Origin of the sequence: Bradyrhizobium guangdongense (assembly GCF_006483445.1) — a bacterium.
Taxonomy (GTDB): domain Bacteria; phylum Pseudomonadota; class Alphaproteobacteria; order Rhizobiales; family Xanthobacteraceae; genus Bradyrhizobium; species Bradyrhizobium guangdongense_A.
This window is the reverse complement of record NZ_PPPT01000009.1, coordinates 58,906-82,277: the sequence shown is the minus strand read 5'-3', so window position 1 is coordinate 82,277 and position 23,372 is coordinate 58,906. Positions and strand designations below refer to the sequence as shown.

The following is a 23,372-nucleotide window of genomic DNA, read 5'->3' as shown; positions in this document are numbered from 1 at the left end:
CGGAAGTGGCCGTCGTCGGCCTGCCCGACGACGGCCACTTCCGAGACCGCGGGAATCTTGTAGACCATCTCCTCGACCTCGCGGCTCGCGACGTTCTCGCCGCCGGTCTTGATCATGTCCTTCACGCGGTCGACCACGGTGATGTAGCCCTCGGCATCGACGGTGGCGAGATCGCCGGAGTGGAACCAGCCGCCGGCGAAAGCCGCGGCGGTCTTCACCGGATCGTTGTAATAGCCGGACAACAGATGCGGCGAGCGGTGCACGATCTCACCGACCTCGCCGACCCTGACGTCCTCCATCGCGGTATTGACCACGCGCGTCTCGACATTGATGGTCGGCTTGCCGGCGGAACCCGCCTTGCGCAACTGGTCTCCCGGCTGCAGCACGGTCGCGAGCGGCGCGATCTCGGTCTGGCCGTAAAAATTCCAGAATTTGACGTTGGGCAGGCGGCGCTGCAATTCGAGCAGCACCTCCACCGGCATGATCGAGGCGCCGTAATAGCCCTTCTGCAACGTCGACAGATCGGTCTTGTCAAAATTCGGCGATCGCAGCATCGCGATCCAGATCGTCGGCGGCGCAAAGAACGACGTGATCTTGTGCGCCTGGATCAGCGCCAGAATGTTGTCGGCGGTCGGCTTGCCCGTGATCACGCCGGAGGCACCGAGATAGATTTGCGGCCCCAGGAACACATCGAGCTGGGCGCAGTGATAGAGCGGCAGCGCGTGCAGGACCTTGTCATCCGCGCTCATGCCGCCGTCGATGATGCAGCTCACATACTGCCACATCACGGCTTCATGGCTCAGCATCGCGCCCTTGGGCAGCGATTCCGTGCCTGAAGTGTAGACGATCTGCGCGAGATCGCGGCTGTCGACGGAGGCATCGAGGAACGATCCGTCGGCGTGCAGGAGATCATCGAAGGTTGTCAGGCCGCCAGGCGCCGTGGCGGGATCCTCGCCCGGCAACCAGACCAGCTTTTCCACCACGCAATCCTTGGCGCTCGCGGCGCGCGCCGGCTCGACGAAATCCGGACCGGTCGCGAGAACCTTTGCGCCAGAACTCTTGAGAATGAAATTGATCTCGTCCGGATTGAGCATGAAGTTGATCGGCACCAGCACCGCGCCGATCCGGGCCAGCGCAAAGCGCAAGGCAGCAAAGGCGTGCGAGTTGCGCGACAGCACCGCGAAGCGATCGCCCTTCTTGACGCCGAGCCCGAGCAGGCCGCGCCCGAGGCGGTTGCAGATCGCGTCCATCTCGGCAAAGGTCCAGCTCACACTGCCGCAGCTCAGCGCCAGCCTGCCGGGCTCGCGGCTCGCGGAGCGGCGCAAGAGATCGCCGATCGCATGCTCGCGCGCTTTCGAGATAGTGGCTGCGATGTCGCCGGTCATGGTGGTCTCCCTGATACTGCTCATGTCTTGATTGATTGAACGAGGCGTTGCTTGCGTGAGGCCGCTATCTACGCCGGGCGGCCCGGGCGGCCGACACGTTGCAGGTCCGCAACGTCTTGTTTGACGCTGCCTAACGCCGGCGCAGGTCGGACGGGCTGTGTCCGAACTTCTTGCGAAACGCCGTGCTGAAATAGGACGAGCTGCTGAATCCCAGCTGATAGGCCACTTCCGTGATCGACAGGGACAGCAACTCAGGCCGCGTCAGCACGTCGTAGCAGCGCTGGAGACGGCGATCCAAAATCCATTCCGACACAGAGACATCCGTGAGCCTGAAGAGATAGTGCAAATGCCTGAGCGACACGCCATTACTCTTCGCGATCCTCTCAAGCGACAGATCGGCGTCGGTGAGGTGCGCTTCGATCCAGGCCTTGACGGAGCGCAAGCGGGCCCGCTGGGCGGAAGCATCTTCCGAGAATTCGTCCCTGTCGCCCATGTCGAGCGCAAGCGCCAGCACGTCCATCAGCTCGCCGCCGAGCCGCGCCCTTGCAGTCTCGTCCAGCGACGCGCCCTCCTGCGCGAGCGTCGCGCAGAACTCGGCGGCAATCCGGCCCAGCCCACGGCTCGTCGTCAGCGTGGTGATGACAGGCAATCGACCGTCGCTGAAGCGCTCCGCAAATTCCGTGCGGGGTATCTCGAGATAGAGTGATCGGACCCTGCCCATGCATTCGAGGTCATAGGCCTCGGATGCCGAGAAGACGGTGCTCATCCCGGTGTTCGAACGCAGGGTCTGGCCAGCCTGAAGAACGTTGATCCTGCCCTGCTGGATGAATTCGAGATAGTAGCAATCCTTGTCGAGCTTTGCGATGTGCCGCTCGCGCCGCGAGATGCGCTGCTCCGACAGCCCCACATCGGTCATCGTAACAGCACCGAATTTCGCCTCGCGGATAAAGCCGTGATAGTCGGAGCGCTCTTCGGCATTGACATCGACGTGAACGTAGACGTCGCAAATGGCGCCTTGCCATGCGGCGAACCGTTTGGACGGCTCGAGGTCGTCTGTCGAAAATATCAGATCCATCGTTCAGCCATCCGTCGCAAGGCCAAGATGAACAACAAGATGAACAATGTTTGTGCGTCGCACAAGCAGGCCAGGCGCGGGGATTCTAGATTGCCGCCGTCTGCACGCAAGACTAGTTTGCGCGCATAAGCAAAAGCTTTGCGCTCCGAAGCAAGCCGCGTTCGGGCACGTGGCCTATGAACAAGAAAAGATCAACGAGATAGGCGGGAAACGTTCGCTTGCACCAGGCCAGACCAGCCGCCGCACGGTTCGACGTGCCGCTTCAATGGCGGTGCCCGTGAGCGGCGGCTTGCCCTCGACGATCACGACGCGCTTCACGCGGCCTGTCGTCGATATCGCCGACATCGAGGCGCTGGAGCGCCTGCCCTACGATTCCCTCGTGCCCGCGCGCAATCTCCATGATCTCTTCGAGGCCACGGCGGGGCTGCATCCCGACCGGCCGGCGCTCACGGTCTTGACGAGAGGCTCGCGCGAGCCTGGCGACGTCACGCTGACCCATCGGCAGTTGCTTGCCGAGAGTTCCCGTGCCGCAAATTTGTTCAGGTCGCATGGCATCAAGCAGAGCGGCGGCACCGTCGCGTTTCTCTGTCCGATCCTCCCGTCTTTGTTCCCAGCGTTGCTCGGCGCCCAGGTCGCGGGAGTTGCCAGCTCGATCAACTATCTCCTCAGCGAAGACGCGATCGCCGATTTGCTGGAGGCGCAGAATGCGACGGTGCTGGTCGTCGCATCGGAAGCCGCCGATGCCGCCATCTGGGCCAAGGCCAACAAGGTCGCGCAGCGTGTCGCTTCGCTTCAGACGATTTTTGTGATGGGCGAGAACCGGCGCCTGACCGGCCGCTTCCAGAACTATGACGTGGCGATCGCTGACGCGCGCGACATGCTGGAATTTCAGCCGGCGACGGATCGCGACGCGATATGCGCGCTCTTCCACACCGGCGGGACGACCGGACGGCCGAAGCTCGTGCGCCTCACCCATGGCAACCAGATCCACGCAGCCTGGGCTTTTGCGCAGGTTCACGGGCTTGACGAGCTTGATGCCGCCGTGAACGGCTTTCCGCTGTTTCACGTCGGCGGCACGATGACGCTCGGCTTGTCGATCCTCGCGGCCGGCGGCCATGTGATCATTCCCTCGCCCTACAGCCTCCGAAGCCCTGACGCGATCAGGGACTATTGGAATACAGTCGAGCGGTTTGGCGCGACCATCGTGAGCGGCGTACCGACGTCGATCGCCGCGCTGGCCGAAGTGCCGATCGGATCCTCGGACATCAGCACGGTCCGGATGGCGCTGACCGGCGGGGCTGTATGTCCAAAAGCCGTCAGCGAGAGATTCCAGGCGCGCACCGGCATCACGCTGTATGAGACCTATGGGATGACGGAGACCGCGGCGGCGATAGCGTTCAATCCGGGCCGCGGGACGCCGATGCAAGGCAGCGTCGGCTTCCGGGCGCCGTTTGCGAAGACGAGAATCGCTTCACTCGGCGATGCCAGCCTGAAGACGGAATGTCCGCCGCTCACCAGCGGCCTCGTCCTCGTCAGCGGACCCCAGGTGTTTCCTGGCTACCTCGATCCCCAGCATAACAAGGGCGTGCTCACGGATGATCACTGGATCGTCACCGGCGACGTCGGTTATCTCACGGCCGATCAGCGGCTGGTGCTGACCGGCCGCGAGAAGGATCTCATCGTGCGCAGCGGTCACAACATCGACCCCGCCGCCATCGAGGACGTCGCCAACGCCTTCCCCGGCGTTCAGATGAGCTCGGCCGTCGGCATGCCCGATGCCTATGCCGGCGAGGTGCCCATTCTGTTCGTGGTGCCGTCGCCCGGACAGACGATCGACATGACCGCCTTGCGCGAGCACCTCGAACGCAACGTCAATGAGCCCCCCGCCAAGCCGAAGCGGGTCGTCCTGCTCGATGCGCTCCCCGTCACCGCCGTTGGCAAGATCTTCAAGCCGACGCTTCGCGATCTCGCCGTTCGGGAAAAGGTGCGGAGCGAAATCGATCAGGTCTATGGCGCGGACGTCGCAGCCGAGATCCTCGTCGAGAAGGACGCCAGACTGAACACGCTCGTCCACGTCAGGGTCAATTCCGACGATCAAGCCAAAGCCAGGGCGCTGGCCGAGAGCCTGGCGACGCTTCCGCAAACCTATCGCATCGAGACCCGAACGTCCTGACGGTCAACGGCAGCCGAAATCGAAGAAAGGCAAGACGAGGATGAAGCGCTTTCGGTTCAATCAGCAGGAGATCGTGTTTGCGGTCTTCGCGCTTCTGTTCCTGGTGTTCTCGATCTTCCTGAACGGCTTCCTCTCGGCAGACAACATGCTGACGCTGCTGCAGAACGTGGCGGTGCTCGGCATTCTCGGCCTCGCCATGGCGATCGTCGTGATCGGGCGCGGCATCGACATCTCGCTGATTGCCTCGCTTGCGGTCCCGCCGGGACTGGTGCTGCAAATGGCGCAGAACGGTCATTCGCTGCCGGCCTCGCTCACCGTGGCCTTCCTGATCGCGATTGCCTTCGGCCTCTTCAATGGCTGGCTGATCGCCTATGCCGAGGTGCCCTCGCTTTTTGCGACGCTCGCAACAGGCCTGCTGCTCGCCGGCCTCGGTCAGGCCGCCTTGTTCCAGCTCGACGTCGTGCAGTGGAGCAACGGCATGGACGGCTTTGAGCGGCTGGGCCAGGGCACGATCCTCGGCATTCCCACCTCGATCGTGATGTTCGCGATCGCCTGCGTGGTGGTGGCGTTCCTGCTGCGGCGGACGCGCTGGGGCGCCTATATCTACGCGATCGGCGACAACCCCTACGCCGCACGCGTCACCGGCATCCCCACACGCCCCATCATCGTCCTGCAATATGTCATTGCCGCGCTGATCGGCTGCTTCGCCGGCCTCGTGCTGGCGGCCTCCGTCAATTCGATGCCGACCCGCATCTTCAATTCGACGCTGATCTACGACGTCGTGCTCGTCGTCGTGCTCGGCGGCATCGGCCTCTCCGGCGGGCGCGGCGGCGTCCTCAACGTCATCATCGGCACGCTCCTGATCGGTACCATGCTCAACGGCATGACCATCATGGACATCTCCTATGCCGGCCAGAACCTCATCAAGGGCGTGGTCCTGCTGCTCGCCGTCATCACGGATTCCTTCCTGAATCCGCGCAACGAAGAAACGGCACAGCAGGGCGATATCTGAACCAAGCGACGAAAACACCAACGACAACCAAGGAGGAAGCACATGAAGATTTCTGCAACGATGGCTTTGTCAGTGTTCGGGCTCGCGGCGTTGGCCGCACCCGCGCTGGCCCAGCAAGGTCTCGACGAGCCGTTCCAAAAACCGTTCAAGGAAGCGCTCGCCGGCAAGACCGTGGCTTACGTCCCGGTGGCGATGAATTTTGACCTCACCGAAGGTTGGTACGCCGGCCTGAAGAAGGAGCTCGAACCGTACGGCGTCAAGTTCGTGATCCGCGATGCCAACTGGAACACCAATGCCGGCGCGCAGGCTGTGACCTCGCTGATCTCCGAGAAGCCGGCCGTGATGGTCGTGCATAATCCGGACGTGCAGACCTACGCAAAACTGCTGCAGCGCGCAGAAAACGAAGGCATCTACGTCATCCAGATCAACATGGGCTCGGCCTATCGCAGTTCGGCCTTCGTCGGCGCCAATTGGATCGAGATCGGCGAACGCCAGACCGAAGGCGTGGTCAAGGCCTGCCAGGGCAAGTCGAACAAGATCGCGATCATCCAGGGCGCGCTGTCGGCGGCCGCGAGCGCATACACGCTCAAGGGCGTCGAGAACGTGCTCGCCAAGCATCCCGAGATCAAGGTCGTCTCCAGCCAGGCGGCCGACTGGGACGCCGCCAAAGCCAAGGCCATCACGCAGACGGTGCTGAAGCAGAATCCCGATCTCTGCGGCATCGTCGGCTTCTGGGACGGCATGGACATCGGCACTGCGGCTGCGATCAAGGAAGCGGGCCTGACCGGCAAGGTCTTCCTCGCGACCTCGGGCGGCGGCGAGCGCAAGGGCGCCTGCGAGCTGGTGAAGTCAGGCGCGTTCGATCTCAACATGAGCTACGACGTACCGACCCAGGCGGCGCAAATGGCCGGCACGATCAAATGGCTGCTGTCGTCGGGCGTGAAGCCCGGCTCCGTCAAGGGCTCGGAATACACGACGCTGATTCCGATCACCAAGGAGAACGCCGACAGCCAGCTCTCCTGCTGGAACCTGAGCGATCTCAAGAAATAGTCGTGCATCGCCGACTGACGTCCCGGGCCATCACGGTCCGGGACGTCTTTCCCAGAATTTCGCAAAGACGATTTGGAATGCCGATGCGCGATACCCTGACGAGCCTGCGTTACCGCTACTGGCCGGACCACCTGCTCGGCGAGATCCTGTCCAAGCGATGGACGGAGACCGCCGTTCCCGTCATCCTGCTCCTGATCGTCGGCATCGCGCTCAGCCGCTCCATCGACAATTTCCTGTCGCCGGCAAGCCTCGCCGATACCGCGCGGCAGGCCGGCGAGATCGGCTTCATCGCACTCGGGCTGGCGCTGGTCGTCATCGTCGGCGGCATCGACCTCTCGGTCGGATCGATGTTCGCGCTGACGAATTTTTGCGCGCTGTTCCTGCTCGACGTCGCGGGCTGGCCGGTGCCGGCGGTGGCCGCAGGCACGCTCGTCTGCGGCGCGCTGCTCGGCGCGGTCAATGGCTTCCTGATCGGCTACCTTCGCCTGCGCGCCTTCATCACCACGCTGATCACGCTGATCATCTACCGCTCGGCCTATGATCTCCTGATCCAGCGCTACTCCAACGCAATCGCCTCGGCCTTCCCCGACATTCCGTCCTGGGATTTCATCGGTGCCGGCTCTGTCTTCGGCATTCCGACCGTGGCGCTGGCCTACATCGTCATCGCCATCTTCGGCCACGTCTTCATGACGCGGCTGCGGCCGGGCTGGCACATCACCGCGATCGGCGGCTCGCGCCGCTCGGCGTACAACTCCGGCATTCCCGTTCGCCGCACGATTGCGCTCTGCTACGTCGCAAGCGGCGTGCTGACCAGCATCGGCGCGCTGTTCTTTGCCTCCCGTCTCGGCACCGTCGGTGGTGACATCGGCGTCGGACTCGAGGTGATCGTCCTGACCGCAACCGTGCTGGGCGGCATCACGCTCGGCGGCGGCAAAGGCTCGGTCGCCAAGTCGGCAGTCGGCGTGCTGATCGTGCTCCTGATCACCAACGGCCTGACGACCATGAACGCGCGCGGCGGCGTCAACCGCATGGCGCTGGCCGGCATTCTGCTGGTCGCCGCCATGGTCGACATCCGCTGGCAGAAGAACCGCACCCGCATCATCAGCAAGGTCTATGTCGCGCCGACCTATCACGAGCTGCCGCCACCGCCGCCGACCGAGATCGGCAAGGGCGGCCCCTTCGAGCAGAACGACAAGCTGCGCGATGTCACCTCGATCGGCCTCGGCCGCATCGAGGCGCCGGAGGACGTCATCCTCGACCGCCACGACAATCTCTACGCGGGCTCGCGCCATGGCGACATCATCCGCTTCCTCGCGCCCGACTACCAGAAGATGGAAGTGTTCGCCCATATCGGCGGCCAGCCGCTCGGCATGGCCTTCGACCGCGAGGACAATCTCTACATCTGTATCGGCGGCATGGGGCTCTATCGCATCAAGCCCGACGGCACGGTGGAGAAGGCGACCGACGAGACCAACCGCAGCATGCATTCGGTCAACGACGACAGCCGGCTGCGACTCGCCGACGATCTGGACATCACCGATGACGGCCTGATCTTCTTCTCGGAAGCGACCGTCCGCTACGAGATGGACGAATGGCCGATCGACGGCCTGGAAGCGCGCGGCAACGGCCGCATCATCTGCTTCGACACCAAGACGGGCGCCACGCACACCGCCCTGCGCGGCCTCAAATTTCCCAACGGCATCTGCGTCGCCAGCGACGGGCAGTCGATCTTGTTCGCCGAGACCTTCGGCTGCTCGATCAAGCGCTACTGGTTCGCGGGGCCGAGGAAGGGCAAGGTCGAGGTGGTGATGGACAATCTGCCGGGCTACCCCGACAACATCAACCTCGCTTCCGACGGCAACTACTGGCTCGCGCTGGTCGGCATGCGCAGCCCCTCGCTCGACCTCGCCTGGAAGATGCCGGGCTTCCGCCGCCGCATGGCCAAGCGCGTGCCGGTGGACGAATGGCTATTCCCGAACATCAACACGGGCTGCGTGGTCAAGTTCAACGAGCAGGGCAAGATCGTCGAATCGTTCTGGGACCTGCGCGGCGAGAACCATCCGATGATCACCTCGATGCGCGAGCATCGCGGCTATCTCTATCTCGGCGGCATCCTCAACAACCGGATCGGGCGTTACAAGCTCGAGAACGCCGATCCGAATTTCGTGCAGTATGACAAGCGATGGGGGAAGCAGTCGTGATCGCGGCCGTCAGGGACTTTGCCAACCGCTTTCTCGGGCGCGGCGAGGCCACCATCACCGTGCCGTCGTTCGACGGCGCGCTCAAGCCCAACCAGGCGCTGGAGACGGCGCAGACCTTGCTGGAATGCGAAGCACCCGAGGATCTCGCAACCGACGGCCGCAGTCTTTACCTCGCCGACGGGCAACGTCTGCTGCGCCTCGACGGCAGCACGGCAACAGAGTTGCGCAAGTTCGAACGGCCGATCTCGGCGCTGTGCGCCCTGCCCGATGGCGGCGTGGCGATTGCGCTCGCCGGTCGCGAGGTTCGCATCTATCCGAATCCCGCCAGCGGCGAGCCGAGCGTGACGTTTGCCGACGCCACATTCAACGCGATCAACGCGTTGACGCCGGCGAGTGACGGCGCGCTGATCGCGACCGACGGCTCGGCGACCTGCGGCGTCGACGATTGGGCGCGTGATCTGATGGAGCTCAACCGGAGCGGCCGGGTGTACCGGCTCGATCCCAGGAGCAAGACGGTCACTCAACTCGCCGGAAAGCTCGGCCATGCCTTCGGGGCCTGCGCCCATGGCGACGGCGTGCTGGTGAGCGAAAGCTGGCGTCACCGCGTGGTCCTCGTCGCGCCCGGTCGCGCGCCGCAGACTGTGCTCGCTCACCTGCCGGTCTATCCGTCGCGATTGTCAAAAGCGTCCGGCGGCGGCTATTGGCTGACCGCCTTCACGGCACGCACCCAGCTCATCGAGTTCGTGCTGCGCGAGCCCGCCTATCGCAAGCGTATGATGGCCGAGATCGACCCCGCCTATTGGGTCGCGCCGCGACTGCGCTCCGGCTTCTCGTTCAAGGAGCCGATGCAGGGCGCGCACATCAAGACCATGGGCGTCATCAAGCCCTGGGCGCCGCCGCGCTCCTACGGCCTCGTCGTGCGCCTGAGCGCGGACGGCAAGCCGCTCTATTCGCTGCACAGCCGGGTCGACGGCGTCAATCACGGCATCGTCGCGGCGGTCGAGATCGGAAGCGATCTTGTCTTGATCGCCAAGGGGCCGGGCCGCGTCTTGAGGCTGCCGCTGGCTGGCCTTGCCGAGGAGTTTGGCTCATGAGCGATACCGTGCTTTCGCTGCGCAAGGCGACAAAACTCTATGCCGGCGTTCCCGCCATCGAGGGCGTCGATTTCGATCTCCGCCGCGGCGAGATCCATGCCCTGGTTGGCGAGAACGGTGCCGGCAAGTCGACCCTGACCAAAGTGATGGCCGGCGTCGTGACGCTGACCTCCGGCGATATGACGATTGACGGCGCAGCGGTTGCGCCGCGGACGCCACTGGAGGCCCGCAACCTCGGCATCGCCATGGTGTTCCAGGAGAACAGCCTGGTTCCGACCATGACGGTGGCGCAAAACCTGTTTCTCGGTCAGGAGAAGTTCTACAACCGCCTGCGCGGCATCTACATCGCCGCACAGCAATTCCTGCAATCGCTCAATTTCGACGTGACGCCGACCGCGACCGTCGGCGGCTTAGGGGCGGCCAAGAAGCAGATGGTGGAGATCGCGCGCGCGGTGCTGCACCGGGCAAAAGTCATCATCTTCGACGAGCCGACGGCGTCGCTGACGCCGGAAGAGAAGAAATATTTCTTCGACCTCGTCCGCGACCTCAAGAAGCGCGGCGTCTCGATCGTCTTCATCTCGCACGCACTGGAAGAGGCGCTGCTGCTCGCCGACCGCATCACGGTGCTGCGCGACGGCAAGCATGTAGTCACCGACGACACCGCAAAGTTCGATCGCGGGAGAATCGTGCAGGCGATGGTCGGTCGCGACCTCTCCAACACGCTCTACGGCGTGAAGAAGACCAGCGTGCGGCCGGCTGGCGCGCGCGTGCTGACGGTGCAGAACCTGAAGATGGCGCCGATGGTGAAGAACAATTCGCTGTCGGTGTTTGCCGGCCAGATCACCGGCGTGTTCGGCCTGGTCGGCGCCGGCCGCACCGAGACCTTCAAGATCGTCTCCGGCGTGTTGAAGCGCGACTTCTTCCACGGCGGCGAGATTTTGCTGCACGACAAGCCGGTGCGCTACCGCGTGCCCGCGCCGGCCGTGAAGGCCGGCATCGCCTATGTCACCGAGGACCGCAAGGTCGAGGGCTTTTTCGAGACCTCGTCCATCGCGCGCAACATTTATCTCGGCCTACTCTCGAAATTTCCAAGGGGCCGCATGATGATGTCGCGGCGCGAGGCCAACGAGGTCGGCAAGACCTGGATCGAGCGGCTCAAGGTCCGCGCCATCGGCGACGAAGCCAGGGTGGTCGAGCTCTCCGGCGGCAATCAGCAGAAGGTCGTGATCGCCAAATCGCTGGTGCAGGAGCCGGAGCTGATCATCTTCGACGAGCCGACGCGCGGCGTCGACGTCGGCGCCATCGTCGAGATCCACGAGCTGATCAACCGCCTCGCCGACGAGGGCAAGGCGGTCGTGGTGATCTCATCCTATCTGCCCGAGATCATGGCGCTTTCCGACCGCATCCTGGTCTCGCGCCAGGGCAAGGTGGTGGAGGAATTCTCCGCGCTGGAGGCGAGCGAGGAGAAGATCATGTACGCGGCGATCCACTAGAGGCCGAGCGCAAATTCCGTGATGTCGCGGCCAAGCGGGGTCCTTGCCCAGAGTACACCCCCTGCCCCGTTGCGGTACGCGATGGCGACGAGCAGGTGGCGATGCCCTTCGACGAGGCGCGCGTCGAAGCTGGCTAGCCTTGCCGAAGAGGGTAAAATTCGGCCGCCCCTTTCAGCCCGGTCGAGCCGAATTTGCACCGCAACGTAGAAACGGGGCCAAATCACGGGTCGGACTTCGGTCATTCCGCGACCGATTGTAGCTGCCCGCCTTTGGACACGAAGCATTTTTGAGGGGACCATCTGGACACCCGCATGCCGAATGCCGCATGCTCAATCAAAAATTTGGGCGCACGGCCATCGACGCGATGACCGGCCGCCAACCAGGTAATTGATGCGCCAAGCCCAACGTAGCGGGCACGACCGCCGCCGGAGTGACTGCGTTGCAACCAGGTGGAGGCCGGAGCCAGTACGGGGGTGCAAACGGAAACGCCTACACGGGCAGGATGGATAAGGGTGATGGGGAAAAACAGATTGTCTGTCTCGCAAGCCGTCGAACGTGACTTGCGGCTGGATTTCTTCCGCGGATTGGGATTGTGGATGATCTTCCTCGATCACATTCCGGACGACGTCGTGGCCTGGTTGACGCTTCGCAATTTCGGGTTCAGCGACGCTGCCGAGTTCTTCGTATTCATTTCCGGCTATCTGGTGGGCTACATTTACGCCCCTATCGTCCAGGCCGGCAACTTCCTGGCTGCCACCAAACGGCTGCTGATGCGGGCCTGGCAGATGTATGTCGCTCACATTCTCCTGTTTCTTGTCTTTACTGCGCAGATCGCTCGTGCGGCCCGAAAATTCGACAATCCGATGTACAAGGATGAGTTCAACGTCGCCAACTTTCTCGCCCATCCCGACGAACTGATCTGGCAGGCACTGACCCTGCGTTACAAGCCGGTCGATCTCGACGTGCTGCCGCTCTTCATCGCCCTGGTCGTCGCTGCGCCGCTGGTGCTGTGGTGTCTCGTCCGTCGCCCGAACCTGACCCTGGCCGGCTCGGTGATCCTTTACGTCCTGGCGCGCTGGTTTGACTGGAATTTCGCTTCGTATCCGCCAGGGACACACTGGTATTTCAATCCGTTCGCCTGGCAAATGATGTTCTTTTTCGCGGCCTGGTGTGGCGCCGGGGGCGCGGCCAGAATCTGGTTCATCATCCAGTCGCGCGCAGCGCTGGTGATTTCCGTTGCCTGGATCCTGTTTGCCCTCCTGATCGTGATGACGTGGCACAGCGCTTTCCTGGAATCGCTGATTCCGAAATGGATGATCAAGGCGATCTATCCGATCGACAAATCCAATCTCGATATGCTGCGCTTCACGCACTTCCTGGCTTTGGCAGTGGTGGTTTCGCGCTACCTGCCGCGTGACTGGCCACCGCTCACCTCCAACTGGCTGCGTCCGCTCGTGCTGTGCGGCCAGCATTCGCTTCCGAACTTTTGTCTTGGAGTCTTCCTGTCGTTTGGCGTGCACTACCTCCTGGTGCAGTATCCCGGCGGGGTCTGGAAGCAGATCGTGCTCAGCATCGCCGGCATGGCGATCATGACGGCGCTCGCATGGCTTCTCGATCGGGCCAAGGCGGTCCCGAATTTGTTCGTCGACGTGAACGAGACGGGGACAGCCGAACCGGCCTTGAAACCGGGAGGCGCCTGACGGCCGGGAGGCGTATCCCAACAATTGAGTTCGTGGCGCTCGGACCACGACATCAAGCCAGGCCGGGATCGAGCCGTCCCGGCGATCTGAAATCTCGGTGCACTCTTGAATGCCTGTGCGTACTTTGTCGGAGGAATCAGCCCATGAGCAAACACCTGACGATCATCGGCTTCCTGCTCCTGTTCGCGATCAGCGCCGCGCCTGCGCAAACACCGACACCGGAAGCGATGTCGGCGGCGCGCAAGCTCGTCGACACGCTCAAGCTGCCCGAACAGTACAAGGCTTTGCTCCCGGGCATTCTGCTCAGCCTCAAGCCGGTGGCAACGCAGGAAAGGCCGGAGATGGAACGGGATTACAATGCGGCAGTAGCAAAGGTGACGGACGCCTATACGCCCCATCTCAATGCGATGATCGATGCCGCTACCACCGTCTATGCCAGCAATTTTACGTTGGAAGAACTCCGGGACCTCGAAGCGTTCTATCATCGGCCCGCCGGGCAAAAGCTTCTGCAAAAGTCACAGACTCTCGTACAGCAGACCGATCAGATAGGCCAGCAAGGCGGCCAGAAGGCGGCCGAGGATTTGCGCCCGCGTCTGGTCGAGTTGCTGAAGCAGAAACCCAAGAACTGATTTGCAAGAACTGATCGGTAAGATGTCGAGTACGGGAATCGAGACCAAGTTGTCCGGAATGCGCGTTCCCGGGATAGCAGGCACGGCACCTCCTTTGGGCAATGCCGCTCGGTTCATGGCGCGCTACGACGCCAGCGATATCGCCACAATCCTGCTCATCGCCGCGCTTGCCATCCTCGCGCTATGCACCTTCAAGGACTATGCGATCTCGAACGACGAAGGCGTGCAGCATCGCTACGCCGAGTTGATCGTCGCCTATTATGCGAGCGGCTTCACCGATCAGAGCCTGTTCGGCTTCCAGAACCTTTACCTCTATGGCGGCCTGTTCGACGTCGTCGCGCTCGGCCTCAGTCAACTGATTCCCATCGATCCATATGATCTGCGCCATATCTTGTGCGCGCTGATCGGCATTGGCGGGATCGCCGCTGCCGCGTTGACGGCACGACTGGTTGCGGGACCGCGCGCCGCTCTGATCGCCACGATCGCGCTCGGCGTCAGCGGCACCTGGTACGGGACGATGTTCAACCACACCAAGGACATTCCCTTTGCCGCCGCGATGATGGGCGCCACGCTCTTCCTGATCCGTATCGCCCGCCGCCTGCCCTCGCCTCGCATCGGTGACGTCCTTGCGTTCGGCCTGCTGGCGGGAGCCGCGCTTGGCACGCGGGTCCTCGGTCTGCTGCTGGTGATCTATGCCGGCTTCGTGATCGCCCTGTATCTGCCCTGGTCTTTGCCCGGCCGCGCGCGGTGGTCCTTCGCGATCGAGTCGTCCCTGCGGCTGCTGCCGGCACTGATCATCGCCTATGTCGTCATGATCCTGGCCTGGCCATGGGCGGCGCTGGCGCCGCTCAACCCGATCCGTGGCCTGCTCGCGTTCTCGGAGTTTCATTACGGCATTCGCACGGTCCTCGCCGGCCAGATCTACGAGATGGCGAGCGTGCCGCGGCTCTACGTGCCGATCTACATCCTGATCCGCCTGCCGCTGCTCATTCTGTTCGGCGCGATATTGGCCCTGCTTTACGTCCTGCGAGGGATGGCCCGCGGTGCGCAGCAACCGCTGTGCAGGGATATCATCCTGCTGTTGCTGACCGTGATGTTTCCGCTCGCCTGCCAGGTGGCCTATCACGGCCCGGCCTTTACCGGCTTGCGCCATTTTCTGTTCGTCATCCCCCCATTGGCGGTGCTCGCCGGCATTGGGCTTGACCTGGCCCTCACAGCGCTGGCCAAGCGCGGCCGCATCGTTGTCTCGGGTGCTGTTGCTGCGGGAGTCGCTTGCCTGCTCTGGGACGCGGTGACGCTGGTCAGGCTACATCCGTACGAGAACCTCTATTACAACTCTCTGGTCGGAGGGCTACAGGGGGCATCGCGGCGCTACGACCTCGATTATTGGTTCAGCAGCATGCCGGAGGCGGTCCAACAGCTCGAAACCTATTTGCGCCGCACCGCGGCCGTCGATACGAATTGGCCGGCGCGGGTGTATTCCGTCGCGGTCTGCGGCGAGCGCCTTCCCTTCGACAAGACCGTCACGCTTCCGCAACTCCGCTTCGACTTCAAGGCGGAATGGGACGAGTCCGAGTTCTTCATCGCCCCGACCCAGTTGAATTGCGACAATGACCTCGATGGCAAGATCATCGCCACGGTCGAACGGCTCGGCGTCGCCATCGCCTATGTCAAGGACCGTCGGGCCTTGACCAGGCCCGTGGCGACGGCAGCGCGATAGGCTTTTGCATTGCCTCTTCGCGTCAGCCCGATGCCGTGGTGGAGCCCGGAGGATCGGCGCTCTTGTCGGCGACCCGCCTGAACCACGTGAAGAGCCATGCCACGGCGCACATGACCAGAATCCCCAACATGCCGACGAGGAGATGGACCACGAGGCCGGCGGACGTCTCCATCAGCAGGAAATAGCCTGCGAAAGCCAGGAACACCCCGAGGCTGAAGATCTGCAGGGAAAACTGGCCGCACAGGATCATGGGCCGCAGCCACTGTGATTTCAGGCCGGGCCACCCGGCGGGCACGAAGTGCACGGCGATCACCGCCAACGCCAGGAAATGCGCAAACCGCAGCACGTCGAGATCGGCCTTGTTGATGGGGTAGATCAGCCGCTCGAGCCAGCGCGGCACCAGAAAACCAAGCTGCGGAAAATACCAGGTCAGCGTGATGCAGAAGGCCGCGAGCAGATAGGCGTACGCGACCCACAGCGTGACCGGCGACGAGATGAGCCATGCGATCCGCCGCGCGCCGCCCAGCGAACACCAGGCGCCCAGCACGAACAGCATTTGCCAGGCAAAGGGATTGAAGCCCCAGAAACCGTGCGGATAGGTCGTCAGGTAAAGATCGAACTTCCAGGAGGCCACATAGAGCCCGACCGAAAGCGCCAGCGTGAGATCGGCACGCCATTTGATCAGCAGCAGGATCAGGGGAAGAAAGAACATCAGCAGCGTGTAGAGCGGCAACACGTCCATGTTCAGCGGGCGGTATCTCAGCAGCAGCGCCTGGATCATGGTGGTGCCCGGTTGCCTGATGAACTCCTCGATCTCCATTTCCCTGGCATAGAATGGCTTGTCGAGGCCGACGGCAATGTAGGACACCGTTGCAACCAGGAACATGAACAGCAGCAGGTGCGCCGCATAGATCTGCCAGACCCGCTTCAGGATGCGCGCGGTCGCGATCACGAAACCGGACTTGAGCATCGCGCGGCCGTAGACCAGCGCCGCCGTGTAGCCCGAAATGAAAATGAAGATCTCAGCGGCGTCGCTGAACCCGTAGCTGCGGATCGTGAACCAGCTCAGGAGATCGGGCGACACGTGGTCGACGAAGATGAGCCACAGCGCGAGCCCCCGGAACAGGTCGAGGCGCAGCTCGCGCTCGCCCGAGGGAGCCTTGGCACGCACGGGCGGCGGCGCGGCAGGCGCGCCGCGCTGCGCACCGGCAAGAGTCGCGTGAGATGAAACGGCAACCTGGTCGGCAATCGACGCCATCTGTCCGATCCCAAAAAGGTCAGCTCACGCGCTCGCACCGTTCTTTCGAACGACCCTTCCACGAAAGGGCGAGACGCGTCGGCGCCTGATGCGCCAAAACACTGCAAGACAAATCGATGCTGAAACCATCAATTCAAAAACGCCGCCAGCCCTGCTTCCGGCAGGATTGATCTTAACCGACATCGCCGCGCGCGAAAAGCGGGCTCCTACCGCCGCCTGCAAGCGGAATATTTGTACCTTCCGCATCCGCCTACCTTCCCCGTCAGCGCTCGATCTGATCTTCTCCCGCGGCACTTCATGGGAGGGGACCAGTCATGAACATCGCTATCATCTGCACCGCGCTGCTCGGCCTGTTGCTGTTCGGCCTCGGGTTCAACGTCTCGATCCAGCGGCGCAACAACCGCCGCAGCATCGGCTACGACCCGAGCCCGACCGACCCGATCCACCGCGCCGTGCGCGCCCACGCCAACACCGCCGAATACGCCCCGTTCTTCGCCGTGATGTTCTTGTGGTTCGCGGTGCACCCCGCGCCGTTGTGGATCACCGTGACCATCGTGATCGCGACGCTGGCGCGTTTCTCGCTGGCCGCGAGCCTGTTGTGGGGCGCGTCCCTCAACCGCCCGAACCCGGGACGGTTCGCGGGCGCGCTGCTGACGTACCTGACGGGGCTGGCGCTGGCGGTGGGGCTGGTAGTGGCGTGAGGCAGCTACCTGGCGGTCTCGAAGGCCGGCCCAAATAGAGGTCGAAAACAACCCCATGCACAGTAGAAATGGCGGCAGGTGGCGGGAGCCTAACTACGAATACTTATTTTACGAAATTCGCTTGAACCGCTGGAAAAACCAGATGTATAGTTCCATCATTGCGCTTCAGGGGCCCGGGGCTGCTTCCCGAGATTGATCTTGTCGCGCTCGTCACGTCACCCAATCCGCCACCAACAGCCCCGGCACGCGCGCGAACTCGCGGGCATTCGCCCTCACCAGAGTAGCGCCGCGGCGGCGCGCCTGGGCAACAATGAGGTAGTCATAGAACCCGGATCGGCGTGCCTTTACGCTCGAGCTTGGCGCGGATGTCGCCGGCATGCGCAGCGTCTTCTTCGTCGAAGGGAAGTATATCGACAGGCCGTCCGTTTGCCGTCTGCTCGCGCAATTGCGGCGCCCCAAGACAAAAATGGCCCGCATCACGCGGGCCATTTTCTTGATCGGACACTATCGGGCCGCCAGAGCACGTTGCTCGTCAGCGAAGGCCGCCGGTGACGTGAAGTGTCTCGCCCGTGATGTAAGACGCGTCGTCCGACGCGAAGAAAGCCACCGCGGCGGCGATCTCCTCGACCTTGCCGATGCGGCCGAGCGGGGTGGCGGATTCGATCCAGTTGCGCATGTCGCCCTCGTGCAGGCCGGCCGACACGACGCCTTCCGTGGCGATCATGCCCGGATTGACCGCGTTGACGCGGATCTTGCGCGGCGCCAGCTCCTTGGCCAGCACGGACGAGATCGCATCCACCGAGGCTTTTGTCGCGGTGTAAACCGCGGTGTTCGCCGGCGCGATGGTCGAGACGCCGGAGCTGATGTTGATGATACTTCCGCCATCGGCTTTGAAGTGCTTCGCCGCTTCACCCGAGACCAGCAGCAGGCCAAGCACATTGAGGTCGAAATGCTTGTGGAAATGCTCTGCGGTGATGGCCTCGAGCGGGGCGAATTCGTAGACGCCCGCGTTGTTCACCAGGATATCGATCGCACCGAACGCCTTCACGGTGTCTGCGACCACGCTTTTCACGTCTTTAGCGTCGGCAAGGTTGCCGTGGACCGCGACGGCTTTGCCACCCTTGGCGACGATCGCGGCGACGACGCGGTCGGCGGCCTGCTTGCTGGCGCTGTAGTTGACGGCGACCGCCGCACCCTCAGCCGCGAGCCGGGCGGAGATTTCGGCGCCGATACCTTTGGATGCGCCGGTCACGAGCGCAACTTTTCCTTCGAGTCTTCTGGTCATCGCATGTCTCCGTTGTCCGGCGGTCGCCGATATTCAATAGTTCAATACTAGTGAACTATTGGACGAGTTCAAGGGACATGCTATATTTTAGGCATGGCGCAGTTCGTTCACCCGGCGCGGGACGAGATCACACTGGCCGGGGTGCTGGGAGCCCTCGCGGATCCCATGCGGCTGCGCATCGTCAAGAGTCTGGCCGCGCAGAAGGATTGCATGTCGTGCACCGAGGCGGCGCCCTGCCCTGATATGGCGAAGTCGACCCTGTCGAACCATTTTCGCATCCTGCGCGAGGCCGGCCTGGTCCGGACGTCAAAGCAAGGTGTCCAGCACCGCAACGTCCTGCGCGAAGAGGACATCAACGCGCGATTTCCAAAACTGTTGAAGATGATCCTGAGCTTTCCTGACTGAGAGCATTGGCTCACGACGGCAGGCGGTGCGCGCTGCGCAAGGCATGGCTGTAGCGGACTTGACGATATGCAGATTATACGTATAATACGAGCATTCGATAATTCGGCAATGCACTATGGTCCAGACCTCCGCCCTCGAATTCCAGCGCAAGTTCGGCGAATTCCAGCATCAGGCGCGACGTGAGCCGGTCGAGATCACGCGGCATGGCCGGCGCGAGTTGGTGCTGATGTCGGCTGAGCAATATGACTGGCTTGTCGCGGCGGCCAAGCGGTCGCATCGCACGGGCGATGCAGCGTCCGTGGTCATCGACGCGGTCGACCGAGCCGAAATGGACTCCGAGCACGCGCCGCTCGACGATTTGCTCAAGTGAGACGGCTTGGTTGTTTGAGCATGATCTTTTCGGAAAACCGCTACACACTTTTCCGGATCATGCTCTGAGTGGCGCTTCCCGATCCCAAGCCGGGACTGGTCGTGCGCTACGATTATCTCTGGTCGCGCGAGGCAGCAGCCGGGCGCGATCAAGGGAAGGACCGTCCGACCTGCCTTGTCGCTGCGAGCGACAGTCTGACGACGCCGCGTTATGTCGTGCTGCTGCCGATCACGCACTCGCCGCCGGATGCGGACACGGTGGGCGTCGAAATCCCGGTGAAGGTGAAGCAAGCGATCGGACTCGACGATGCACCAAGCTGGGTCATCGTGTCCGAATATAATGTCGACGAATGGCCGAACGCAGGTCTGACTCCGATTCCAGGAAAGCCGGGAACGTTCAGTTACGGATTCGTTCCGCCAGGCCTGTTTGCACAGATCAAGACCAAATTCCTCGAGCTCGCGCGACAGAAAAAGAGTGGAGCTGTCCACCGCTGATTCCGCGTCGACCGCGCCACGCGTCCTCACCGCAACTGTCTCGCCAAGAAAAAATGGCCCGCATCACGCGGGCCATTTTCGTTATCGGAACCGGCATTTCGAATTTGGTTGCGGGGATAGGATTTGAACCTATGACCTTCAGGTTATGAGTATGAATTTCACAGTTTTGTGGACTTATCCCAAGGCTTCCAGCTTTACCTAAGCCATTCAAAATACTAACAAAGGAACGCCTCAGCGTTTCTCGGGATTTCCCGGCATTCCCGCGCTGGTGGCGACTCGGTGGCGATTCTGGGAGCTGCAGGTGCCGATCTTAAAGCTGACGAAACGAGCAGTCGATGCGATCGGCCCGGTGGAAAAACCGACAGTCTTTTACGACAGCGAGCTGACCGGTTTTTGCCTCAAGGTGCTTCCCTCCGGCGCTAAGCGCTGGTGCGTGGAGTACCGCAGCGGGGCCGGCGGCCGGAGTGTCGGGAAGACCCGAATGGTCCTCGGATCGACATCCGCGATGACTCCGGATCAGGCCAGAGCCTCGGCCAAGACTACGCTCGGCGCGGTCGCCCTGGGGCAAGATCCCGCCCGCAAGCGATCCACTGAACGCGCTATGCCGACGTTTGCGGAATTTGGCGAACGGTACCTTTCCGAGGAAGCCGAGGCAAAACTCAAGCCCCGTACTGTCGTCAACTATCGAATCTATCTCCACAAGCACGCCGCCCCTCTCCTGGGCACCCGCAAGCTCGACGCGCTCGATAGCGCTGACGTTTCGAAGATGCACCGGAAGATCGGGAAGACGACTCCGATGACCGCAAATCGGGTCGTCGAGTTCGTCGGCTCCGTCTATCGATACGCCGCCGTTTGCGGCCTCGTCGCCAAGGGACACAACCCAGCAACTCATGTCCAAGCGTTCCGTGAGCAGCGCCGCGAGCGGTTCCTGAGCTCAGCGGAACTCGGCCGCTTGGGGGATGCCATTCGTGAAGCTGAAACGGTGGGCATTCCCTGGTCGGTGGACAAAGACCAACCCAACGCGAAGCACATCCCGAAAAACGGCCGCACTAAGATCGGACCCCATGTCGCGGCTGCCCTGCGCCTCTTGATCCTCACCGGCGCTCGGCTTCGGGAAATTCTCGAACTCAGATGGGAATATGTTGACCTCCAGCGCGGCCTGCTCCTGCTGCCTGATAGCAAGACAGGACAGAAGGCGATTATTCTCAATGCGCCGGCTCTCGACATCCTTCGCAAAATTCCCAAGGTCGATTGCTACGTAATAACGAGCGATATCACGGGGCAACCTCGTCACGACCTCAATAAGCCTTGGAAGCTCGTCAGCACGCGATCAGGCCTGGAAGGCGTAAGAATCCATGACCTGAGGCATACCCATGCCAGCTATGGCGCAGGTGCGGGTTTTGGCCTGCCTATTATCGGGAAGCTGCTTGGACATTCTCAGCCGGCGACCACCGCCCGGTATGCGCATCTAGACAATGATCCGTTGCGCCGAGCATCCGACCAAATCGCAAAGGCGCTAGCTGTAGCGATGGGCGATGATGCCGTGATCGGCGAAGCTTTGAACACGCACAACGAGTGAGCTCCTGCCATGGATGAAACCGATTTTCATCTTGTCCAACCACCGTTCGCCCAATTGGATGAGGCTTTATGGTGGATCGAGTTCAAGCAAATTGAGGACGCAAAACGAGACGGCTGGTCGTCAACACTTGAAAGCGCGAATCGGCTGGAAGCCGCTCTACTCCGCGGCGAACTTGTAGGATACGGTTCCCTCGATGCCGGCCCCGTGCAGCTCATCGAAAAGTGGACATGGACCGAGTTTGAGTTTGTCCCCGCAGATAGAGATGGCCGGCGCATTGAGAAAAAGGTGGATTATATTCCCCAGTTCATTGTCCGCTCTAGCAAAGCTTACCGCGCGGAAACGCTCAAAGACTTAAGCCAGCCGGCCAATAAGCCAGTGCCGGGCATTGAAGGAAATGAGCCTGAGTTCCACAGGGTGCTGAGCCAAATTGTCTTTTTTGAATCCGAGGTGCGGGAGGCGTTTCCTGCTGGGTTCGCCAAGAGGAAAAACGATCCTCCGCTTGATAGAAAATACGCCAAACTCCTCAGAGCGATCGAAGGTGGAAAGTACCTCTACAGTCCCGAGCCGGAGGGGTTCGACCACGTCTTTGGTCTGCTCATTAATTACTTGGAAAATACACGGCAGCTCAATTCTGCGGACAGTTCTATTCGGAAGGGCCTTCAGCGCCACTACACGGAGGTCAATAATCGGTACGGACAATAAGACAATGCGAGACATGTCCGCAGTTGTCTGAACAGCTCTCTGCTTTCCTCCTGTAGAAAGCAAATGCCGGCATTGATCCGGCGTTTGCAATTGGGGGAAAGCAATTGAACGTCGATAATCGATACGAACAATCGCGATGGCTAACTAGAAAAGAGGCTGCTGCATACTTGCGGCTTGGCGAGAGCACCCTTGCGAAGCTCTTTGTCTCGGGCGACGGCCCTCCTGCGATCAAGGTGGGGCGTTCAGTCAGGTATGCATCGGGGGATCTCGATGCGTGGATGGGCTCTCGCCGGCGACGCTCGACGTCCGACGGCGGCTCCGCCGAGTGAGGTCGGACCAATGGACGTACGGGCTTTCAACCGCGAGAAAATGCAGTGGCTTAATGCCATCAGTCTTGAGTGCGAAATCAGCTCGACCGCCTTCCGGGTCGCCTATCTCATCGCTGATCATCAAAATTCAGTGGCTGGGTTCGCTTGGCCATCCCTCGCTCGGCTGGCCGGGAAAGTCTGCCTGTCAAACAAATCGATTCAGAGAGCGGTCGGGCAGTTGGAAAGGCTGGGATGGCTCGCGGTGGAGCGAAGGAGGGAGCATTCTAATCGATATCGCTTGATATGGCCGCCAGGACGAGCCCCTGTGCCTACGCAAACCGAAGGCAATGATGCAGACAAAACTGTCCTCGTGGAGAGACAAGAACGTCTCACCGGAGGGGACAAAACTGTCCGCCAATCCTACTTAACTAAACACCCTAAAACCTTCTCAAGTCGGCTTGGCGGAGGAAGGCAAGGAACGCCGTTCCCTGATCAAGGCAAATTCGAAGCAGAGATCATAGGGCGATTTGGGCCGCGCATGATCGACGTGCTTGAAAAGCTGAACGAGATTGATCCCCGTGCCGTCGAACGGCTTTGCAGGCGGGCAAAGGATGGAAGTCTTTCGCGAACCGACATAGCCGCCGCTGAGCTGACCGCGGCGCAGCATCAAGAGAACTGAAGAATGACCGAGTTTGACGAGATATTGTCGAAAGCGCTCGACGCAGCGAGATACTAACT

Annotated in this window: 22 protein-coding genes; 17 read left to right on the top strand and 5 right to left on the bottom strand. The window is 62.0% G+C overall.

All coding sequences use genetic code 11. The features are described from left to right. Positions 1-1,385 (bottom strand): fatty acyl-CoA synthetase (locus C2U70_RS01685; protein WP_140976130.1); only part of this gene is annotated, 1,385 nt, incomplete at its 3' end. A gap of 130 nt (positions 1,386-1,515) precedes the next feature. Next, positions 1,516-2,460, bottom strand: a complete 945-nt coding sequence (locus C2U70_RS01680) for a helix-turn-helix domain-containing protein (protein ID WP_140976127.1) — start codon at positions 2,458-2,460, stop codon at positions 1,516-1,518. A 265-nt stretch (positions 2,461-2,725) separates the two neighbouring features. Between C2U70_RS01680 and C2U70_RS01675 the strand changes: the two genes are divergently transcribed. From C2U70_RS01675 to C2U70_RS01635, 9 genes are all read left to right on the top strand, one after another. After that, positions 2,726-4,633 carry an AMP-binding protein gene (locus C2U70_RS01675; RefSeq protein ID WP_186294000.1) on the top strand — a complete coding sequence of 636 codons (1,908 nt, stop codon included), beginning with the start codon at positions 2,726-2,728 and terminating at the stop codon, positions 4,631-4,633. Positions 4,634-4,673: 40 nt separating this feature from the next. After that, a complete protein-coding gene (locus C2U70_RS01670) occupies positions 4,674-5,645 on the top strand; it encodes an ABC transporter permease (protein ID WP_140976126.1) in 972 nt (323 codons plus the stop codon). Between the two features lie 42 nt (positions 5,646-5,687). Next, positions 5,688-6,695, top strand: coding sequence for a sugar ABC transporter substrate-binding protein (locus C2U70_RS01665; RefSeq protein WP_140976125.1), 1,008 nt, complete (start codon positions 5,688-5,690; stop codon positions 6,693-6,695). A gap of 77 nt (positions 6,696-6,772) precedes the next feature. Then, on the top strand, positions 6,773-8,896 hold the full coding sequence (locus C2U70_RS01660) for an ABC transporter permease subunit (protein ID WP_140976124.1): 2,124 nt from the start codon (positions 6,773-6,775) through the stop codon (positions 8,894-8,896). Continuing rightward, positions 8,893-9,990: a hypothetical protein gene (locus C2U70_RS01655; protein ID WP_186293999.1), complete on the top strand. Its 1,098-nt coding sequence runs from the start codon at positions 8,893-8,895 to the stop codon at positions 9,988-9,990. Before C2U70_RS01660 ends, C2U70_RS01655 begins: the two co-directional genes overlap by 4 nt. After that, positions 9,987-11,483, top strand: a complete 1,497-nt coding sequence (locus C2U70_RS01650) for a sugar ABC transporter ATP-binding protein (RefSeq protein ID WP_140976122.1) — start codon at positions 9,987-9,989, stop codon at positions 11,481-11,483. Before C2U70_RS01655 ends, C2U70_RS01650 begins: the two co-directional genes overlap by 4 nt. A 512-nt stretch (positions 11,484-11,995) precedes the next feature. Beyond that, a complete protein-coding gene (locus C2U70_RS01645) occupies positions 11,996-13,183 on the top strand; it encodes an OpgC domain-containing protein (RefSeq protein WP_140976121.1) in 1,188 nt (395 codons plus the stop codon). Positions 13,184-13,326: 143 nt separating this feature from the next. Next, entirely contained in the window at positions 13,327-13,812 is a 486-nt protein-coding gene (locus C2U70_RS01640; RefSeq protein ID WP_140976120.1) for a DUF2059 domain-containing protein, read from the top strand. Between the two features lie 115 nt (positions 13,813-13,927). Continuing rightward, positions 13,928-15,532: a glycosyltransferase family 39 protein gene (locus C2U70_RS01635; protein WP_246666637.1), complete on the top strand. Its 1,605-nt coding sequence runs from the start codon at positions 13,928-13,930 to the stop codon at positions 15,530-15,532. Positions 15,533-15,554: 22 nt separating this feature from the next. Here the strand turns inward: C2U70_RS01635 and C2U70_RS01630 are convergent, their stop codons facing one another. Next, positions 15,555-16,790 carry an OpgC domain-containing protein gene (locus C2U70_RS01630; protein ID WP_140976118.1) on the bottom strand — a complete coding sequence of 412 codons (1,236 nt, stop codon included), beginning with the start codon at positions 16,788-16,790 and terminating at the stop codon, positions 15,555-15,557. 314 nt (positions 16,791-17,104) lie between these two features. Between C2U70_RS01630 and C2U70_RS01625 the strand changes: the two genes are divergently transcribed. Continuing rightward, positions 17,105-17,491: an MAPEG family protein gene (locus tag C2U70_RS01625; protein WP_140976117.1), complete on the top strand. Its 387-nt coding sequence runs from the start codon at positions 17,105-17,107 to the stop codon at positions 17,489-17,491. Positions 17,492-17,810: 319 nt separating this feature from the next. Here C2U70_RS01625 and C2U70_RS33365 read toward each other — a convergent pair whose 3' ends face one another. After that, complete coding sequence (locus tag C2U70_RS33365; protein ID WP_246666636.1) at positions 17,811-17,996, bottom strand: hypothetical protein; 186 nt, start codon at positions 17,994-17,996, stop codon at positions 17,811-17,813. Between the two features lie 27 nt (positions 17,997-18,023). Next, complete coding sequence (locus C2U70_RS01615) at positions 18,024-18,776, bottom strand: SDR family NAD(P)-dependent oxidoreductase (RefSeq protein WP_140976116.1); 753 nt, start codon at positions 18,774-18,776, stop codon at positions 18,024-18,026. A 93-nt stretch (positions 18,777-18,869) separates the two neighbouring features. Here C2U70_RS01615 and C2U70_RS01610 point away from each other — a divergent pair, with 93 nt between their 5' ends. The 7 genes from C2U70_RS01610 (at position 18,870) to C2U70_RS01580 (ending at position 23,313) form a co-directional block, all read left to right on the top strand. Beyond that, positions 18,870-19,181 (top strand): ArsR/SmtB family transcription factor, encoded by a 312-nt coding sequence (locus tag C2U70_RS01610; protein WP_140976115.1) that lies wholly within the window; start codon positions 18,870-18,872, stop codon positions 19,179-19,181. A 115-nt stretch (positions 19,182-19,296) separates the two neighbouring features. Continuing rightward, positions 19,297-19,551, top strand: coding sequence for a type II toxin-antitoxin system prevent-host-death family antitoxin (locus C2U70_RS01605; protein ID WP_140976114.1), 255 nt, complete (start codon positions 19,297-19,299; stop codon positions 19,549-19,551). A gap of 68 nt (positions 19,552-19,619) precedes the next feature. After that, on the top strand, positions 19,620-20,045 hold the full coding sequence (locus C2U70_RS01600; RefSeq protein WP_140976113.1) for a hypothetical protein: 426 nt from the start codon (positions 19,620-19,622) through the stop codon (positions 20,043-20,045). Between the two features lie 301 nt (positions 20,046-20,346). Then, positions 20,347-21,624 carry a tyrosine-type recombinase/integrase gene (locus tag C2U70_RS01595; protein WP_140976112.1) on the top strand — a complete coding sequence of 426 codons (1,278 nt, stop codon included), beginning with the start codon at positions 20,347-20,349 and terminating at the stop codon, positions 21,622-21,624. Positions 21,625-21,633: 9 nt separating this feature from the next. Continuing rightward, a complete protein-coding gene (locus C2U70_RS01590; RefSeq protein WP_140976111.1) occupies positions 21,634-22,326 on the top strand; it encodes a hypothetical protein in 693 nt (230 codons plus the stop codon). 104 nt (positions 22,327-22,430) lie between these two features. After that, positions 22,431-22,655, top strand: a complete 225-nt coding sequence (locus tag C2U70_RS01585; protein WP_140976110.1) for a helix-turn-helix transcriptional regulator — start codon at positions 22,431-22,433, stop codon at positions 22,653-22,655. A gap of 10 nt (positions 22,656-22,665) precedes the next feature. Then, positions 22,666-23,313, top strand: a complete 648-nt coding sequence (locus tag C2U70_RS01580; RefSeq protein ID WP_186293998.1) for a helix-turn-helix domain-containing protein — start codon at positions 22,666-22,668, stop codon at positions 23,311-23,313. Positions 23,314-23,372 lie beyond the last annotated feature (59 nt).

Excerpts from the sequence above, each read along its gene's own strand:
- C2U70_RS01650 (WP_140976122.1), top strand. The coding sequence starts at position 9,987 with ATGAGCGATACCGTGCTTTCGCTGCGCAAGGCGACAAAACTCTATGCC.
- C2U70_RS01670 (WP_140976126.1), top strand. The coding sequence starts at position 4,674 with ATGAAGCGCTTTCGGTTCAATCAGCAGGAGATCGTGTTTGCGGTCTTC.
- C2U70_RS01610 (WP_140976115.1), top strand. The coding sequence starts at position 18,870 with ATGGCGCAGTTCGTTCACCCGGCGCGGGACGAGATCACACTGGCCGGG.
- C2U70_RS01675 (WP_186294000.1), top strand. The coding sequence starts at position 2,726 with ATGGCGGTGCCCGTGAGCGGCGGCTTGCCCTCGACGATCACGACGCGC.
- C2U70_RS01680 (WP_140976127.1), bottom strand. The coding sequence starts at position 2,460 with ATGGATCTGATATTTTCGACAGACGACCTCGAGCCGTCCAAACGGTTC.
- C2U70_RS01635 (WP_246666637.1), top strand. The coding sequence starts at position 13,928 with ATGGCGCGCTACGACGCCAGCGATATCGCCACAATCCTGCTCATCGCC.
- C2U70_RS01615 (WP_140976116.1), bottom strand. The coding sequence starts at position 18,776 with ATGACCAGAAGACTCGAAGGAAAAGTTGCGCTCGTGACCGGCGCATCC.
- C2U70_RS01590 (WP_140976111.1), top strand. The coding sequence starts at position 21,634 with ATGGATGAAACCGATTTTCATCTTGTCCAACCACCGTTCGCCCAATTG.
- C2U70_RS01580 (WP_186293998.1), top strand. The coding sequence starts at position 22,666 with ATGGACGTACGGGCTTTCAACCGCGAGAAAATGCAGTGGCTTAATGCC.
- C2U70_RS01605 (WP_140976114.1), top strand. The coding sequence starts at position 19,297 with ATGGTCCAGACCTCCGCCCTCGAATTCCAGCGCAAGTTCGGCGAATTC.
- C2U70_RS01665 (WP_140976125.1), top strand. The coding sequence starts at position 5,688 with ATGAAGATTTCTGCAACGATGGCTTTGTCAGTGTTCGGGCTCGCGGCG.
- C2U70_RS01630 (WP_140976118.1), bottom strand. The coding sequence starts at position 16,790 with ATGGCGTCGATTGCCGACCAGGTTGCCGTTTCATCTCACGCGACTCTT.
- C2U70_RS01625 (WP_140976117.1), top strand. The coding sequence starts at position 17,105 with ATGAACATCGCTATCATCTGCACCGCGCTGCTCGGCCTGTTGCTGTTC.
- C2U70_RS01640 (WP_140976120.1), top strand. The coding sequence starts at position 13,327 with ATGAGCAAACACCTGACGATCATCGGCTTCCTGCTCCTGTTCGCGATC.
- C2U70_RS01660 (WP_140976124.1), top strand. The coding sequence starts at position 6,773 with ATGCCGATGCGCGATACCCTGACGAGCCTGCGTTACCGCTACTGGCCG.